Origin of the sequence: Bacillus sp. B1-WWTP-T-0.5-Post-4 (assembly GCF_009183795.1) — a bacterium.
Classification (GTDB): Bacteria; Bacillota; Bacilli; order Bacillales; family Bacillaceae_G; genus Bacillus_A; species Bacillus_A cereus.
In genome coordinates, this window is the sequence record NZ_WEIJ01000007.1 from 245,340 (window position 1) to 262,347 (window position 17,008).

Sequence of the window (17,008 nt, forward strand, 5' to 3'; positions counted from 1 at the left end):
AATGCTTTCTCACACTTACGGATAAGGATATGCAATAGTGCATCTTTTTTTAAGCTTATATACAATGCTTATACTAAAGTTTGGTACAATTGTATTGTATATTTTTGGTGGTAATTTATAAGAAATGGGGCGAGGTAGTTGGGAGTAAAAATAGCAATATTAATTGGTGTAAGCGAATATAAAAATATTAGTAATTTAGATGCATGCTTATGTGATATTGAGGTAATGCATGAACTACTTAAGCAAACAAATGAATATAGTGAAATTTTATTTATTAACAAGAATTTGAATAGTAATCAAGTAAAAGACCAAGTTGTAGAGTTTGTAAAAAAATATGAAAATCCTGAGGAAGAAATCGATCAGGTATTTTTCTATTTTACTGGACATGGTAAGACAAACTCATCTGATGTTCATTTCTTGTTATCAGATTATGAGTCCACAAAGTTAAAGGCTACTTCTTTACAAAATTCAGAGGTAGATAGTTATTTACGATTGTTAAGTCCTAAATTAGCTGTAAAGGTCATTGACGCATGCTATTCAGGTGCTACATATATTAAAGACGATGAACAACTTGTAGAAAAAACTTTAAGGGAATCTGCAAGGAAACAAGAATTGAGAGACTGTTATTTTATGTTTTCGTCTCAAAATAATGAACCTTCTCTTGCACAAAGGTTAAGTTATTTTACAGAAAGTTTTGTCCAAGCAGTTCTTGATCAAGATGCTGGAACTACAATTAGATTTAAGAATATTACAGACAGAATATCTGATACATTTAGTTCAATATATAAAGACGAGCAAACTCCTAAGTTTGTTTTTCAAGCTAATCTTACAGAGGATTTTTGTTCAGTAACAACTGAGTTAAAAGAACAAGTTGAAAAAAAATTAGAGGATATCGGGGCAGTTACTTCAGAAGCCTTAGTAGAAGAAAAAGAAGAATTTTCCTTAATCGAAATGGTTAAAAAAGAAGCAGAAGATTACTGTACAGATTTTTCGGAAATCATAAATGCTGTTGATATAATAGGGGATAAGTTTGAAAAGTTTACACTACCAAATCACATAGCTGACCTCTATGAGTTATCAGTTAATAAAGGTTGTATAAATAGAGGGATTCCTTTAAGTAATATTGATAAACATAAAGCTGTACTTAATTTACTTAAAGAAAAACAAAATGATTATTTTGTTAATGTAATATATGAAGAGGAAGAAGAATCTACAAATCCTTATAGCCTTGCTTCACTATATCCCTCATTTGGAAGGAAAAAAGAAAAGAAACCTATAGATTTAGAAGTGCTATCTGGGGATATTCCCTTTGATTATATCTCTATTGAAATTAAGGCGAAGTATCCTAGTCTTAAATCTTATAAATTTTCGTTAATAATTTTCCTGTCACGTATGAATTTCCTGATTATGAATTCTGTTGCGCCATATAAGGAAATTGCATGGAATCAATTTGCAACAGAAGAAGAAGAAATGAAATGGGTATACAGGGAAATTAAAATTAAAGACACTCCACATTTGACAATCACTACTGAAAAAATCTTAAGTCAGTGTACGAATATCATACTTGATGAACTAGGAACAAAATTTGAAATGCAAGGTAAAGACAACAATGGTAATTTGATTAAAACACCATAATAAGATTCAAAAAAAAGAAATGTCTATAGCATAATTAATTATGCTTATACAAAAGGAAAATATACATTTTGGACACTCCCTTTCGCTCATAACATATTCAATAATTGAATTTCTAAACATATTACAAATTTGTGTATATTACCTAAAAAAGAACTTGTAGTGATTTCTACAAGTTCTTTTTGTTTTTTAGTTAAATATGAAATAATTAAAATTGTAGATTTAAAACAAAGGTTGATTAAGGATAGTCCAAAATTTCATTCTATGGCACATAAAATGAAGCTATTTTGAAAAAAGATTAATCAAAATGCCTTCCTTTCTTCTCGGATAAGCATTCTATTTTAGAAAATAGTTTAATTAAACACATTTAGTTTATATATATATAAGGTTATTTGATTTTGAAATTAATTCCATAAATCTAAGAAATCTTCATCCTGTTTTCTCATTTGAACTAGATAGTCTTTAACCTTACTATAGCTTAGGCTAATTTGTGAGTGCATTAGTGATATTGTAGCAAGATAAAGCTCACTTAAATTTATATCAGAATCTTTAAAGAAAGTATTTTTGTTAATTAACATAATGTTATCTTCTTTAACATCAAGGTGATTAAAAAAAGATAATCTAGGTATTGAGGTTCGAGCTTTTTCTATGTTTTCCTTAGATTCTATTTTTATAAAAGGATAATTTTTTTCCTTTAAAATACCGACAAGGATCTCATTGTTATCCACTGGATTTTCATATGACGCCATTGGGTTTTTATATGGAGCTGATCCTATTAGGTTTTGGTTTTCTAACTCACCATTACTAGATCGAACTGGTCTTATAGACATAGATTTTAGGAATATGTTATATTTCGCTTGACATTTGTCACGTGTAATTCTATATAATTTACCCGACAAATCTCTTTTATCCCCGTCTATTAAGCTTAACATTTCATCAACCATGTCTTTCTTAATTTGTGTCATTATATATTGTTTTAAAAAGGTTTTCTCTCGCAATTGTAGTATATGTCCTGTTGGGGGCTCTTTTTCAACATGTTTTAGAAATGAATTCAATAGAGGTTCCACCAAGACAGAGTCAAAAGTACTTCTATCTATATCGACATATATTTTAAGCATGTTCTCATAATCTAATAAGTCTTTCTTCATTAGCGACTGAAGAAAGTTTGTCTTCTTAATATGAGTTGATATATATTTAGCAGTAAAATATTCTAAAAACGATTTGTGAATCCATTTATAATCAACACCATCTTTTGTTAATAAAGGTACATGCTGAGTTATATCAACAAATATGTCGTGGGCTTGATTCTTATTTGAAAAATAATTATCTTTTAGAACTTCTCTAATAATATTTTGTAAGGGATCAATCTCAAAGTTACTTATATCCTTTATAAAGCAATAATAAGCAAATTTTTGAAAGAAAAACTCTAGTTCATCTCTGGAAAGGTCACTGCCTCTGTCCCTTTTAAATTCATCATCTTTTGTTAAATCATGATCTGAATACAAAGCATCATAGACCGTACGATAGAAAGAAGCTTGAGTAAGAGGTAACTCTCTTTTATTTTTGTAAGTAACATAGAGCAGTGAAACAAACATTGGATTTTTCAAGAAGCTGTTAAAATGTTGCTCAGAGTTTTTAATGGTTTCTATTAATTCTTTTTGTAGACGATATCCGGTTATATTATCATATTTTCTTATTATCGAAAATGCCTCATCTAATTTTAGATTTCTAATTTTGTATTTTTCAAAAGTAGCAAGATTTAACCCAGCATCCGGTCTAGATGTAATAATAAATCGGTTCTTGTTAGCGTGAATTAGAAATTGTTTTAAATCTGCTGATACTTTTTCCCTATCTGAGCGGGAAATTTCATCATATCCGTCTAAAAAAAATAGAAAATCTCCATCCTTAATTAGCTCTAGAATGTTTTCTTTATTGAATTCATCTGATAAATAGTTAATCTTTTTATATATTTCATCAAGAACAGAGTTATCATTTTTTAAATGTCGTAATTCGATGAATATAGGTAGTTGAATTCTTTGCTGCATAGCTGATAAAAATAAGAATTTTAGAAAAGTAGACTTTCCCATCCCCGCATTATCAAAAATTATTAGTTTAGGATGATTTTCAAAAAAACTATCATCATAATTTAACAGCGTATACTCTGCTTGGTTCGCTAAATCGTTTACCCCAGCTTCTTTTAGAGTCAAAGGTTCGTATATATTCTCTAAACATACACGCTTATCTTTTAAGGCCAGAGTAGGAATGGAACTATATTCAAAATAGCTCTTCTCTAAATAATTACTAAATTTTTCGGCTAATTCTTCATATGAATCTGCACTGATCTTTCTCTTATTAAAAACCTTCTTAATCTTCGTATCTAAATTACAGAATAGATACTTTGCTATTTCAGTTGTTACAGCCCTAGATGCAGGTTCTAATAAAAGCTTTGATACTGTATCTATAGTTTCAACTTGAGCCACATCCTAACCCCCTCGTATGTAGAAACACTAATAAATAAATTATAAATTAAAAGATGTATATTTTCCCCAAAAAAATTATATATTAGAAAGTAATAAGTAAAAATGATTATTTTATGGAGGCATTCTATAGCTAAAGTAAAAGATGCATATTATACTTAAAAGATATTTAAATACAGGTAGAATTATAATTGGTAGTACTCAAAAAGATAGCAATGCGAAGATCTCTCAATGTATAAAACAACTTAACATGGTAAAATAATAGTCGGATGGAAGTCCAATACATATTATTAAAATTAAAGTGGTTCAAGTCGGAAGGCACCTTAGGGTGTCTTTTTTTTATGATGTAGTCCCTGCAATATCTAATATTCCTGACTACATCATTCACTCTGTGTTGAAATTAATTGTTAACGCGTTATAATAATTATCACATAATCATTATATATACGTGTATTAGGCGAAAAAGAAACAGCACTCTAGTGGGTGTTTTTATTATTTTAATAGAAAGGAGGATGTAGAATTAATGAATTCATACTTAGAAGTATTAAGTAAAAGCATCCAGTTTGGAGAAGAGACTTTAAAGAAAATAGAAAGAAAAACCGATTTAAAAATAGAACATAAAATAATCCTCTCTCTTTACAGAAAATTATTGGAGCAAGTTGACGGTAATTATATTTTAGCTGATCACAAACTAGAAGGGCCGGCTAGGGTTTTAATAAGATCAGCACTGGAAACAGTTTTAGCTATAAAATATATTATTCAAGAAAAAAGAAGAATCAAAGATAGAGCTTTATCTTATTATATTGGTTTTTTAAAAACAGATTTACAAGTTGCTAAGGATTCTCTAGAGTTAGATCTTAACGATATATATATAAATAAAAAAGAATTAGAACTTAGTATTAAACGGTCTGAATCAATATTAAACCAAAGGCAATTTAATAAGGTGCTAAGTGAATGGGAACGGGTTAATGAAAAATCTATATATGAGCCTAAATGGTATTCACTATTTAATGGTCCTACATCAATAAAAAGGCTTGTTGATGTGGTAGCGGATGATGAAATTTACCTTCTTTATGGTCTTTTATCAAAGGAAGCTCACGGTTATCAAGCATTAAGTGCAGTTATACATAAAGATTTAACAAAAGATGAATTCGCACTAAAACCTATAAGAAACGAAATTTCTGATGCAATTATTAAATATACAAGAACACTACTAACCGGAATAACCATGAAAATAATTAAAATTATTGCCCCTGAGTTTAATCCTGATCTAATAAAATTCGCAAAAGAAATAGGCATAATATCTAAAACCCATCCTTTTGTTATACCTAAAATTTAAAAATATATATTTGGTTCAAGTCCCAAGAAGGCACCTTTGGGTGTCTTTTCTTTATGATTAGCAATAAGTTCTCTAAATTTCGCAATGACATCCAACGAGCTTATGAGGAGCCAGACGGACGTCAGCAAGGTCGTTTTTTCAAAAAATTACCAATTTATCCAATGAGGGCTTCGGCTCTCTTTTTTATTTACTCTTTTTAAACTAGAACCTTTTTATACAACCTTCATAATATATATGGGACAACCTTAAACTCTTTTTTGAGAGGAATGATTAGATATGGCAGATTATTTCTGTAAAGATGGAAAGAAATATTACAAGAAAAAAGAAAAATCATGTAACCCTTCAAACTCCAATAACTGTTCCATAGAGACATTTACAATTTTCGGATCTGAAACTACCCCTACAAGTCTTGAAATTCCACCAGGTTCTACAATTACCCTATTTGAAAATTTTACAACTAATCACAATAAAACTCTAATTCGCTTTAGTTTTAGCCCTGTATTTGCTGCGTTTGTTACATTGACTATTAGAACATTTAATTCCACAACTCCACAAACAATTACATTAACACCAGGAGATAGAAAAACTTTCTTATTTGAGGATGTTCAAAGTATTACTTTCTCAAATGCCACTACAGCTAACGCTGAACTTAGTCCATTATTTATCCAACAAACAACATGTATTTGCTGTGATAATTCAGATTCATATTATTATGAATCTAGTGGGGATAATTATTGATAATTGGTTTTAGAGGGCTTCGGCTCTCTTTTTTATTTTCCTTCGACACATTATGACAATATATAGATGTTTATTTTGATAAGATTGTCCAGAAATATTACATTATATATATCTTGGAGGAATTAAATTATGAGCAAAAAATTATTAATGGCTTTAACATGCAGCGTGTTACTTATGGGATTGGCTGCTTGTGGTTCAAATGATAAAGCAAGTACATCAGAAGAACCAAAACAAGAAACTAAAAAAGAAGAGGAACAAAAGAAAATAGAAGAACAGAAAAAGGCCGAAGAACAAAAACAAGCTGAGGAACAAAAGAAGTTAGAAGAACAGAAAAAAGCTGAAGAGCAAAAGCAAGCTGAGGAACAGAAAAAGGCTGAAGAACAAAAGCAATTGGAAGAACAGAAAAAGGCTGAAGAACAAAAACGATTAGATGAACAACGCAAACAAGAAGAGGCTCAAAGACAACAAGAAGAACAAAAGAAACAACAAGAAGCAGCTCGAGCAAAAGAGCAGGAGCAACAAAAAGCTGCAGCTAATACAGCACCTCAGCAACAAGCTGCACCTAAACAAGAGAAAGTTCACTTTGCAAACTGTACAGATGCAAATAATGCTGGCTACTATGATATAACTCCAGATAGCCCAGCTTATGCTTCGCATTTAGATCGTGATGGCGATGGTGTAGCTTGTGAACGAAATAAAGGACATAAAAAATCTAGTAAAAAACATTAGATTTATGGAAAAGCACTCTTTTGAGTGCTTTTTTATTTTTCATTCGACAAAATATGACAATATAGTTGTAACTGTTTCTGTTATGATGTTCTAGAAATCTTACATTTTATATTTTTAGGACGGAGTGAAAAAGATGAAATCTAAAGGTATAGCGTATTTATTACATATTTTCCTTGGATTCTTAGGTGCAGGAAGATTTTATGTTGGGGATATTGGCATGGGTATCTTGAATCTCCTGACTTGCGGAGGATTAGGGATTCTATGGTTTATTGATTTATTCTTATTAAGCGGACGTGTGGATTACAAGAATGCATTATTCGCGGCCCGTACAGCTGGAACAAACAATGTAAATAACGTTAACACTGTTCAAGTTAATATTGATCCTAATATGTTGAAGGCAATGCAAAATGAACCTGCTGCTACAACACTAGGAAACAAAACAGACGGTGTGGATCTATCTAAGAATTAATTGTCTAGGCACTCAGAAGAGTGCTTTTATTATTTTGATTTTGGAGGTTATCATGACAAATACAAATCAATATTTGCACCGTGAAACAACAGGTCTTCATACACCTGCTGTAACTGAAATAAAGAACTTAGCTGAGTATATAGATTTATTCTCTAGTGGGGAATTTACAAATTATTTATTTAGAGGAGAGCCAACCAATTATCATGAAACTTTCTCTTCAGGATTAAGAAATACAACACCCCCTGGTTATAGATCAGAACAAGGAACTAAAAACGCAAATACCTTTCTTAATATGCAAAAAGAGTTTAAAAAAGAAGTTTGGTACAAATTAACACCTGATGAACGTACTCATTTTTCGGCTTTTTCTCAACATCATGGGATTCCAACAAACCTTATTGATGTAACTACCTCACCCCTAGTAGCATTATATTTCGCGTGTCAAGATTATAAAAATCCGAAAGATACAAATGAAGAACAGCTAGATGAAGAAAGAGGATTCGTATATTTGTTTAAAGATAAATTTATTGATATTACAAACATTTTAACTAAATTTGAAGATGCGAATATATTAGAAATATTTGCATCTAATAATGACGATATATTCTTAGATATGTATGGTGCGTTTTTAAGATTCGAAACCGAACATCCTGAAATATTTTATGATTGCTTAAAAAAACAAAATGCTGATCTTCATGAACAGATTGAATCTTTCTTTATATCATCAGAAATGCCAATCATAGATGTAAATAAGTTTCCTCCTTACGATGAAGGTCTATATGAAATGGCATTCTTTGAACCTTGTATGAAGTTGTTAGAATTAAAGAAATTTAAAAACCTAAGTGAAAAGATACAAAATCCTTCTTGGACAATATTCATCTACACTGTCTATCTACAAGAAGTATTACATAGCATACATTACAGACCAGGGAATAAGAACGCATGGTTAAATATACTTCCTAATTTTAAATATGCTCCTATATTGACTTTTGAAAGGGGACGTAACCAACAAGGATTATTTATATATCAAAATTATCTTCAGAGTGGTCAATTTATAAAGAATCCTTATATTGAAGGTATACAAAGAATTGTGCCCGATAAAGTAGTTGTCATTAACAATAAAGAAAAAATTCTTGATGAACTTAATTTTATAGGGATTAATGGTAAATTTATTTATGGAGATTATGACAATATAGCGAAATACATAACAAGTAAATTTCAATAAAATATAGATTCGAATAACATTTCTCAATGTGTGAAACAACTAAACATGGTAAAATAACATTTGGATTGGCGTCCAATACATATTATTAAAATTAAAGTGGTTCAAGTCGGAGGAAGGCACCTTAGGGTGTCTTTTCTTTATTTCCAAAAAGGGGATCAAGGGACTAGCCTTTTCTAATTTGAAAGTAAACTTTTGAATATAAATTCACAAAAAAAGTTTGAGTTCTATACTTCTTACCCCATAAATAATTTAGTTTTCTTCCAATCATTGACTTGAGATTCACTACTAATAGAACTAATTATTTTTAAATCTTTTCATATTAATTGTATAGTTTGAATATTCAATTAAATATTTATAAATAAATTCAAATGTTAGAAAATACAAATAATATGGTATTGTTATTTATGTAATATTCATTCCAAAAAAGGGGGATTTTTCATGTTCAAAAAAGTAATAATTGGAACATTAGCAACTGGAATTATGTTATCTGGTGCTGGAGGAGTACTTGCGGAAACACCTACTGATACAGGTGTAAAATTAAAAACGATTGATAATAAAAAAAGTTTTGTTAAGAAAAAAGAAAAACAAGACTTTCCTGGTTACAAATCAAAAGGGGAAATACCTACTGTAAAAGAGTGGGATGGAGTGACTTGGTATTTAAAAGGAGCAACTGAAGTAAGTAAAAATTCATGGACAGGACATTATGAAGGATGGCGAACAAGTAATAATTAAGAAACTTTAATTAAGTTTTCCAAGAAAACAAGTAAACAAATAAAAAGAAGACCGAACTAGATTGTTATTCTAGTTCGGTCTTCTTTTTATTTTAAATTCATTAATAATTAATTTTTTCATATCACTATAAAATACCATTATTAACATCCCTAATATAGTTATAAATAAAGAAATTCCTTCAATGTCATTTTTCAAAATTAAGATGGTTCAAGTCCCAGGAAGGCACCTTTGGGTGTCTTTTCTTTATGAATAAGAGGTACAACAGAAATAATAGATCATAGATCATAGTTCATAGATATAGCCTGAAAATTCTTAACTATCTTTTTTATTTCCTTTCGACATAATATGACAATATAAAGATATTAAATTTGTTATTATTAACATGGCAATCTTACATTTTACATAATTGGAGGAACAAACGTGGGAAAAATATTTAAGTTTGGATGCCTAGGCATTATAGCTTTATTTGTAATCGGAATAATTGCTATGGTTGCTGGTGGTGGAGATTCAACAGAAAAAACTTCAACAGACACTAAAGCGGTATCAAAAGAAGGTGTATCTTCTGATGTGAAAATCTCTGTAGGATCTATGGAAACAGTAGATTCTGTGGGTAATGAATACTCAAAAGAACAAGCACAAGGTGTCTTTAAAATTTTAGAAGTTACACTTACTAATAATCAAAAAGACGCTATCACTGTTGATACTAACAGCTTTAAATTGGTAGATAACAAAGGTCGTGAATTCACATCTTCTGTACAAGGTCAATCATCTTTTGACTTAGCTAACGGTGGAAAAACTGACTTCTTCTTAAAACAATTAAATCCTGGTCTAACACAGACAGGGAAAATTGTATTTGATATACCAAAAGATGCTGAAGGACTTTTCTTAAAAGCTAGTGGCGGTATGACAGGTAAAGAAATTAATTTAAAAGTAGAATAGGAAAAAGGTACTCGAAAGAGTGCCTTTTTTTTCTTAACAACTGACATTACTTAAGGTAGTAAAATAATGTTTGGACGGGAGTCCAATACATATTATTAAAATTAAAGTGGTTCAAGTCGGGGGAAGGCACCTTAGGGTGTCTTTTCTTTATGCATAAAAAAGCCTTATCTTCCTATAAAATAGATAAGACCTTTATATACTACCTATTATCCGATTCATCAATTTTATCATAAACACATTTAGCTTCTCCAAAAAGACCACCTGTGTCCCATTCGCCACCATAATGAGCACAATTCAAAGGGGTACGATCGTTTCGCATACTTGGATTTGAAGATAATTCATAGCCATTATTTACAATACTACCAACAATAAATATCCCTCCGATTACAAATACTACAGCAACGATTAAGAGTGTTTTCCTAAATAAAAAACAAGAGTAATCACAAAGACTACTCTTGTTTCTTTTCCTTCTCTTCTTTTTCAATTTCAAAATCCCCTTATATTCAAAGCTAGTTAACATATGCTCTTTCTAAAATAGGGTACAGAAACCAAGAGTAATTGCAAGAACTACTCTTGTTTTTTTGCTTTCTCTTCTTTTTCAATTTTAGATACCGATTTTGCTGGTTTTTTCATGTAGTTATCATATAGTTCTCCAGAACATCCAAAATGATCTTCAAAATTCTCTGTGGTACTAATACTTGCTACAAACCACAATTCTTGATCACCATTTATATATCCTTTTATAGTAGGGATTCCCATCGGATTCAACTCTTGTTTTGTAAACGTAATAGATTTCACATCTTTAATATTGTAATGAACATATTTTTCTACTCTTGTTTCTTGTGTTTTCCAAAACTTTTCTTCTTTTTCTTTTTGTTTTAAGTATTCCATTGTAAAATACCCTCCTGCTATAATACAAATAATGGATATGAAAATTACCAACTTCTTCTTCATAGGAAATCCCCTTATATTTCAATATAGTTAAAATATACCATGAAATGAGTTGAAACATATGAGTGAATTTAAAAAGAATACCATTGCAACAGATGAAGATTTTTTCAAACTATCAAGTGATGTTTATAACGATGAATTTTTACAAAAAGGAGCCTCAATAGAAGGGGTTAATGGTCAAACCTGGAGGGTCATAGAATCAATAGATGCAGATTCTCAAAAAGTAAAAAATGGATTAGAAGCTATCGCGGTAGTACCAGCAGACAAATATGATGAAAATGCAACACATTATGATGAGATAATCCTAGCATTTCGTGGGACAGAGCCTAACCAATTAGCAGATTTCGAAACAGATATCGATCAGATTACGTTTGGAATTAAAACACATTCTAAAGTAATTACTCCAAGTAACAGTCAAACTATAAAACCTGATTCTGAAACATCATTTGATACTGGATTAAAATGGACAAAAAATGACATCGTAGCAAAATATAACCCTTCTTCTCTTCATACCACTGGACATAGTAAAGGTGGTGCAGAAGCAGACCTTATCGCTGCAGAATTAGATTGTTATGCAACTACATATGCTGCACCGAATCCCTATCGTATACTAAGTCCTGAAGCAAAAAGACGAGTAGATGAAGGGAAAATGGAGAATAAAGCAACTGATTATACACATGAAAATGACCCGATTGGTAACCACACTCAATTCGGTGCACCTCTAATTGGTAAGCAATACACAGTGAGGCAGAACGATACAAAACAAGGACTTTTTACACGTTTAACTATGGACGGACACGGCAGAGATACATTTAAGGGATCCTTTCATTCAAATGGAAGTCCCATATTAAAATTAGAACCTGAAGACATTATAAGACAAGCAAAAAAAATTCAAACACTCAGCAATCGATTATCAGATATCGCAAAAAATATAGAAGAGTTTCAAAGAAACGAAGCTGAAGCAGTTCAAAAGTTAAAAAATCAATTAAAACATGAAACAGGGCCAGGTGGAAGATATCATTTATTAGAAGAACACGAAGTAGATGAAGCCATCTCACAAATTGCTAAAATTAGAAAAGGTGGAAATGACTATTTTCATGACGCAAACCTAGCAGAAGAATTAATCCATCTTTTAAAAAAAGAACAAAAGAGTTTAAGCCGATTCGGAGATGATATTAGTGATGCAGCAAATTCACTAAGAGATAAAGACAACCAATTAGCATCAAATTTTCAAATTAAATAAGGGGATAATTATATGATCGATTTTATAGGAGAAATTAAAAAGATAGAAAAACAAATCGAAAATGCTGCAGGAGCTGCAGGAGATTTAGCAAATCAGGTTGTTGATGAATTACAAGCTGCTAAAAAACAAATTGAAAAAGAAATGCAGCGTATGATGTTAAAAACAGAGGTAGAGTTTAAATCAATAGATATTATAAAAGAAGATACATATGCTCTTCAAAAAAACATAGGGATATTTCACGATTTACAAACAAATACAAGAGATATAGCATCAGAACTAGAGAAAAGTTTCGAAAGTAAAACTGGTAGTAAAATAAATGAAACATTAAAAAAATATGAAAAACAAATTAACAACAAAATTTTTAATGAGCATGTTCACTTGGCAAACAGTTGCGGAAAAAAATAAGGGAAATAGAAAAAAAGTCCTCTTAATATAGGACTCTTTTTTTGTTATTCCTGAAAGTAAACTTTTGAATATTAGTTTACTTTCAAATCCTCTAGAACATTGCGCCCCAAACCAATTCCCTTGATATCATCAAAAATGATAAAAAAGTATACATTCAAAACGCTGTAAATAACCAAGAAAAAGCAAAACTCTACATTCTAGCATTAACTTCTCCTGTGCCTGCAGCAAGGTATGTAATAAAGAAAATGAAATCATAAAATGTAGTTATCAGGTCGGAGGAAGGCACCTTAGGGTGTCTTCCTCCGACTTGAAATTCATAAAATTCCTATGTAATTAAAATAAAATTTTTATACATTTCCATCAAACAAACTACTAATTATTTTCTTGATTTAATTCTTTTTCCTTAGTCTCCAAATAAGCCATGCACTCGTGCCAATCATTAAAACTTAGCTTATCCTCTTTCCCTTCTAACAACTCCAACGTCTCTCTTGCCTTTTTTAAATCTTCTACGTACAAATAAGATACTCCTAATATATAAACAAAATCATTTTGTAAATTCCTCTTATCTTTTAAAATATTAATTATTTCATTGTATTTAGGATTTTCACTAATAAACTCTAAATATGCTATACGTTCTTCAACATCTATAACTTCAAATACATATGGATTTTCTTGATGTTGTTTTTTTATTTCTTGAAGCAAATCAATAATTTTTTGAATGTTTTGCTCCTCACCAATATCCACTAACACTTGAGCTAATAAATATTTACAAAATGTATCATCTGGGTTATCTACTAAACTACTCTCAAAACATACTTTTGATTTTAATAAATCTCTTTTTGTACCTTTATAAAATACCATCCCCGCTAAAACCTTATCCTCAAAAATTTCTAGGTAATCATCATTATCCAAATTATGCTTAGTTCTTATCTTATCGTAATCTTTTTGTTCTAAATTTCTTAATGCAAATATCCATTCTTTCCCTTCATATATCTGTTCCTTATATTCCACAAGGATTGCAAATACTCTTTCAAATGTCAAAAATATAGTAACTGTTAAAAATAGCAAACTTATGGAACCTTGCGTTTTATTTTGTAAAATATTTGAAATTACAATAGGTATAAACACTATAAATATGACAAATCTTTTCGCTCTAATACTATCTTTATTAAAACTTGAATACGTAATTAAAATAACAAAAATAGCTATCCAAAAAAACAAAATCTCCAATATATGGGCTACAAAGAAAGTATCTGGCACCATTGCATATGTAATAAATAATGTAACAAAAATAAAAATTGGCCCTATAATAACTAAAGATTTTTCTATTTTTAAATTTATAACTACTAAACGTAATATACTATTACTTATCGCTAAAATTTTCACCATTCTAAACTCATTATTATCTTTATTTAAATAAACTATAATAGCAGAAATAAATGCTATTAAAACTAACCATAAAAATATATCTTTAAAACTTATATATGGACTTGGTATTATAAATAAGGAGGGTGATAAGAATTCTCTCTCTCCTGTAAAGATATATCCTAAAGTTTTTACAAAAGATACAATAATGCTATTAAAAGATGGTAAGAAAGTAATAAAAACATATAGTAATGCCCCAAAAAAATACGAAAATAATAATAATGCCATTAAATCAATAGCATAAATACCCAATTTCTTTTTAAATTTATTTTCGGATTCATTCAATTCGTTTTCCCACTCATCAAATTTTAATAGGGCATCATCGAGCATCTTTATAATTAATAAAAATATTCTCAAAAAAGCCATAAATTATATTCTCCTTCTTGCAAAATTTCCTATTAAATTTAATAAATAATAGATCATTTAACTATATAGAAAAAATATTATTCAATCTATATGTTAAATTTAAAATATAAATAATCCCATTTATTGATGGTATAATAAGCTTACTCGATAATTGTTGTATTTTTAGCAATACAATACCTTCTTAGCACCAAATGTCCAAGTAAAAGAGAACTCATAAAACGCCTTAAATTATTAAATTTAAATATAACTATTTTATTATAGAATAATAAGTTAATGTTAACACTAAAAATTTGTTATAATTAGTAAAGAATTCTATTAATTAGATAGAGAGGATACAATATTATGGGTTATAAATTTCGTAGAATTATCCAGTTTTCCCCGGGTGTGAAAATTAACTTTACATACACAGGTATGGGAGGGAACTCTATTTCACCTGAATCAAGAACAACAACTTATGTACCTGGAACTGGAATCTCGTATACACCACGAATAGCTGAGTCAAACAATTATTATATACAACGAGGATATCAAGGACCAAACACTTCCTATCCCACTATGGATGAACAAGATTACAATACGGTAAATGCATTTGAGCCAGTAAAAGAAACCCAAACTTACCTTGTCACTGCTTTTCGTAAAAAGGATAATCAAGTAAACTCCGTAGGTAGAAAACTAATGAAACCACTTTCCATAATTACAGGCGTTTTTGCGGGCCTATTCTTAATTATGATGCTTATTATACCTGCTCTAATCATGGCATTCTTTTCTTTCCTATGCTATAAAAATATAAAAACACCATTTGCAGTTGTATGCCCAGAATGTGATGCTGAAAATCTATTCATTTTTGAGGAAGAGAAGATTACTTGTCGTAAATGTGAGAGCACTCTTATAATCCAAAAATAAATAGTTCTCAAATTAACGGCTTTTTTAGTAGACAAAACAATAAAAATCTAATTATAAATATAAACAGATAATAGAGAGGCAAGTGAATATCATCATTAATTTTGAAGCGTTTAATCCAACTATAAACGACTTAGCTATTAAACTTGCTATGGTACTGTTTATACCGTTATTCTTAGCATTGATTGTCAAAGTGATACTTATGAAATTTATGAAAGAATCAATTGCTGGCAGATTAGCAAGTCTATCTTTGTTATTCTTTATGTATTATGTATTTAAATTTATTACAGCGTAAAAGGCACCTTTGGGTGTCTTTTTTCTGCATTAAAAATGCCTACCTATTTCCCTAGGTAGGCATTTTGTGACTTTGTATTTACAAACGATGATATTATGACAAAACCCCATAATCCTCAAACTCTCTAATCGTTCTTCTTCAATACGCTTAAACTGGTTCTATGTATACTAGTCTAAAGTACGAGCAGCTGCATAGAATGATCCAGAACCACCATTTCTGTGAGTAACTTTAAGCTTATATTTACCTTTTGGAAGAGTATTGTACGTATTTGTAAAACCCTTTCCTGCTGCTAACGATCCAGAACCAATAACATTACCTTTTGAGTCTTTTAAAGACCAATCAAGTGTACCTTTAGTATTGTTTGTCATATGAACTCTCATATCTGCTTTTTTTACATGCTCGAACGGTACCTCTCTTTCACCATTCATCAGACTGAAATCATCTTTAAGTATTTGGGTACGTTGGACAATTGGTGCAGAATTTTTAGTATTATCTACACCTTCTGTACTTGCTGATGCTGCTCCAATCCCTCCAGTTAATGCGATACCAGTTGCTAGTGCTCCAACTACTAATTTCTTAAACATAATAAATCCCCCTTAAATATGTTTTATAACTTGCACCTTAAATGTATCACTTTTGTAACTTTTGTAAATATTTTCAATTTATATAAATATTTATTTAATTATTAACAATATTGGAATTACATTTTATCAAATGGAAAATAGAGGGATTTGAAGGGTTATGTAAAAATGCATAATAAATCAAGCAAATATCATGATATACTCTCAAAGAACTAATACAAAATTTCTTTAGATTGGAAAACTAAAGTCTTATCTACCTAAAAGGAAGGCGTCTTTTCTCTATTTTCAAAAGGACCTGCTCAATTCATTCTTGAAAACATAAGGTAAAGTGAACCCATTAAAATCCATGGAATGAACCCTAGTTTTACCCTCTAATCTAAAGGAGGCACTATTGTTATGGGATATGGTGGTAGTTGTGGCGAAGGCTGCGGTTTCGCTGGAGGTTTCGCTTTATTAGTTGTATTGTTTATTTTATTAATCATTATCGGATGCAGTTGTTTCTGCTAAAAACTATTGGAAAAGGCACCCTTATATGGGCGCCTTTTTGTATATTAAAAACCTACCT

18 protein-coding genes are annotated in these 17,008 nt (G+C 30.1%); 13 read left to right on the forward strand and 5 right to left on the reverse strand.

Annotation, left to right across the window (positions count from 1 at the left end):
- Positions 1 to 138: 138 nt before the first annotated feature.
- Complete coding sequence (locus GBN91_RS21580) at positions 139 to 1,635, forward strand: caspase family protein (protein WP_152122283.1); 1,497 nt, start codon at positions 139 to 141, stop codon at positions 1,633 to 1,635.
- A 401-nt stretch (positions 1,636 to 2,036) separates the two neighbouring features.
- Here the strand turns inward: GBN91_RS21580 and GBN91_RS21585 are convergent, their stop codons facing one another.
- Positions 2,037 to 4,112 carry an NACHT domain-containing protein gene (locus GBN91_RS21585; protein ID WP_152122285.1) on the reverse strand — a complete coding sequence of 692 codons (2,076 nt, stop codon included), beginning with the start codon at positions 4,110 to 4,112 and terminating at the stop codon, positions 2,037 to 2,039.
- A gap of 520 nt (positions 4,113 to 4,632) precedes the next feature.
- Between GBN91_RS21585 and GBN91_RS21590 the strand changes: the two genes are divergently transcribed.
- From GBN91_RS21590 to GBN91_RS21625, 7 genes are all read left to right on the forward strand, one after another.
- Complete coding sequence (locus GBN91_RS21590) at positions 4,633 to 5,448, forward strand: DUF5677 domain-containing protein (RefSeq protein ID WP_152122287.1); 816 nt, start codon at positions 4,633 to 4,635, stop codon at positions 5,446 to 5,448.
- Positions 5,449 to 5,724: 276 nt separating this feature from the next.
- Positions 5,725 to 6,186 (forward strand): hypothetical protein, encoded by a 462-nt coding sequence (locus tag GBN91_RS21595; protein WP_152122289.1) that lies wholly within the window; start codon positions 5,725 to 5,727, stop codon positions 6,184 to 6,186.
- Between the two features lie 129 nt (positions 6,187 to 6,315).
- Entirely contained in the window at positions 6,316 to 6,915 is a 600-nt protein-coding gene (locus GBN91_RS21600; RefSeq protein ID WP_152122291.1) for an excalibur calcium-binding domain-containing protein, read from the forward strand.
- Positions 6,916 to 7,048: 133 nt separating this feature from the next.
- Positions 7,049 to 7,384, forward strand: a complete 336-nt coding sequence (locus tag GBN91_RS21605) for a TM2 domain-containing protein (protein ID WP_000836916.1) — start codon at positions 7,049 to 7,051, stop codon at positions 7,382 to 7,384.
- Between the two features lie 52 nt (positions 7,385 to 7,436).
- Positions 7,437 to 8,606, forward strand: coding sequence for an FRG domain-containing protein (locus tag GBN91_RS21610; protein ID WP_152122293.1), 1,170 nt, complete (start codon positions 7,437 to 7,439; stop codon positions 8,604 to 8,606).
- A gap of 438 nt (positions 8,607 to 9,044) precedes the next feature.
- On the forward strand, positions 9,045 to 9,338 hold the full coding sequence (locus GBN91_RS21615) for an LCI fold-containing protein (protein WP_000475237.1): 294 nt from the start codon (positions 9,045 to 9,047) through the stop codon (positions 9,336 to 9,338).
- A 420-nt stretch (positions 9,339 to 9,758) separates the two neighbouring features.
- Entirely contained in the window at positions 9,759 to 10,277 is a 519-nt protein-coding gene (locus GBN91_RS21625) for a DUF4352 domain-containing protein (RefSeq protein ID WP_016513719.1), read from the forward strand.
- A 199-nt stretch (positions 10,278 to 10,476) separates the two neighbouring features.
- Here GBN91_RS21625 and GBN91_RS21630 read toward each other — a convergent pair whose 3' ends face one another.
- Both GBN91_RS21630 and GBN91_RS21635 read right to left on the reverse strand, forming a co-directional pair.
- Complete coding sequence (locus GBN91_RS21630; RefSeq protein WP_226800184.1) at positions 10,477 to 10,761, reverse strand: hypothetical protein; 285 nt, start codon at positions 10,759 to 10,761, stop codon at positions 10,477 to 10,479.
- A gap of 83 nt (positions 10,762 to 10,844) precedes the next feature.
- On the reverse strand, positions 10,845 to 11,231 hold the full coding sequence (locus GBN91_RS21635; protein WP_070179603.1) for a DUF1433 domain-containing protein: 387 nt from the start codon (positions 11,229 to 11,231) through the stop codon (positions 10,845 to 10,847).
- 58 nt (positions 11,232 to 11,289) lie between these two features.
- Between GBN91_RS21635 and GBN91_RS21640 the strand changes: the two genes are divergently transcribed.
- Positions 11,290 to 12,471 carry an alpha/beta hydrolase family protein gene (locus tag GBN91_RS21640; RefSeq protein WP_070179602.1) on the forward strand — a complete coding sequence of 394 codons (1,182 nt, stop codon included), beginning with the start codon at positions 11,290 to 11,292 and terminating at the stop codon, positions 12,469 to 12,471.
- 12 nt (positions 12,472 to 12,483) lie between these two features.
- Positions 12,484 to 12,876 carry a hypothetical protein gene (locus GBN91_RS21645; RefSeq protein WP_070179601.1) on the forward strand — a complete coding sequence of 131 codons (393 nt, stop codon included), beginning with the start codon at positions 12,484 to 12,486 and terminating at the stop codon, positions 12,874 to 12,876.
- A gap of 372 nt (positions 12,877 to 13,248) precedes the next feature.
- Here the strand turns inward: GBN91_RS21645 and GBN91_RS21650 are convergent, their stop codons facing one another.
- The gene (locus tag GBN91_RS21650) at positions 13,249 to 14,667 is read right to left on the reverse strand and encodes a hypothetical protein (protein ID WP_152122295.1); all 1,419 of its coding nucleotides are present in this window, start codon (positions 14,665 to 14,667) and stop codon (positions 13,249 to 13,251) included.
- A gap of 342 nt (positions 14,668 to 15,009) precedes the next feature.
- Here GBN91_RS21650 and GBN91_RS21655 point away from each other — a divergent pair, with 342 nt between their 5' ends.
- Together GBN91_RS21655 and GBN91_RS29310 are read left to right on the forward strand one after the other, a co-directional pair.
- Positions 15,010 to 15,570, forward strand: coding sequence for a DUF4236 domain-containing protein (locus GBN91_RS21655; protein ID WP_000540755.1), 561 nt, complete (start codon positions 15,010 to 15,012; stop codon positions 15,568 to 15,570).
- 82 nt (positions 15,571 to 15,652) lie between these two features.
- Positions 15,653 to 15,862, forward strand: a complete 210-nt coding sequence (locus tag GBN91_RS29310; protein ID WP_001021325.1) for a hypothetical protein — start codon at positions 15,653 to 15,655, stop codon at positions 15,860 to 15,862.
- Between the two features lie 167 nt (positions 15,863 to 16,029).
- Here the strand turns inward: GBN91_RS29310 and GBN91_RS29600 are convergent, their stop codons facing one another.
- Complete coding sequence (locus GBN91_RS29600; RefSeq protein WP_098014146.1) at positions 16,030 to 16,446, reverse strand: hypothetical protein; 417 nt, start codon at positions 16,444 to 16,446, stop codon at positions 16,030 to 16,032.
- A 393-nt stretch (positions 16,447 to 16,839) separates the two neighbouring features.
- Here GBN91_RS29600 and GBN91_RS21670 point away from each other — a divergent pair, with 393 nt between their 5' ends.
- Positions 16,840 to 16,950 carry a YjcZ family sporulation protein gene (locus GBN91_RS21670; RefSeq protein ID WP_000540371.1) on the forward strand — a complete coding sequence of 37 codons (111 nt, stop codon included), beginning with the start codon at positions 16,840 to 16,842 and terminating at the stop codon, positions 16,948 to 16,950.
- Positions 16,951 to 17,008: the final 58 nt, after the last annotated feature.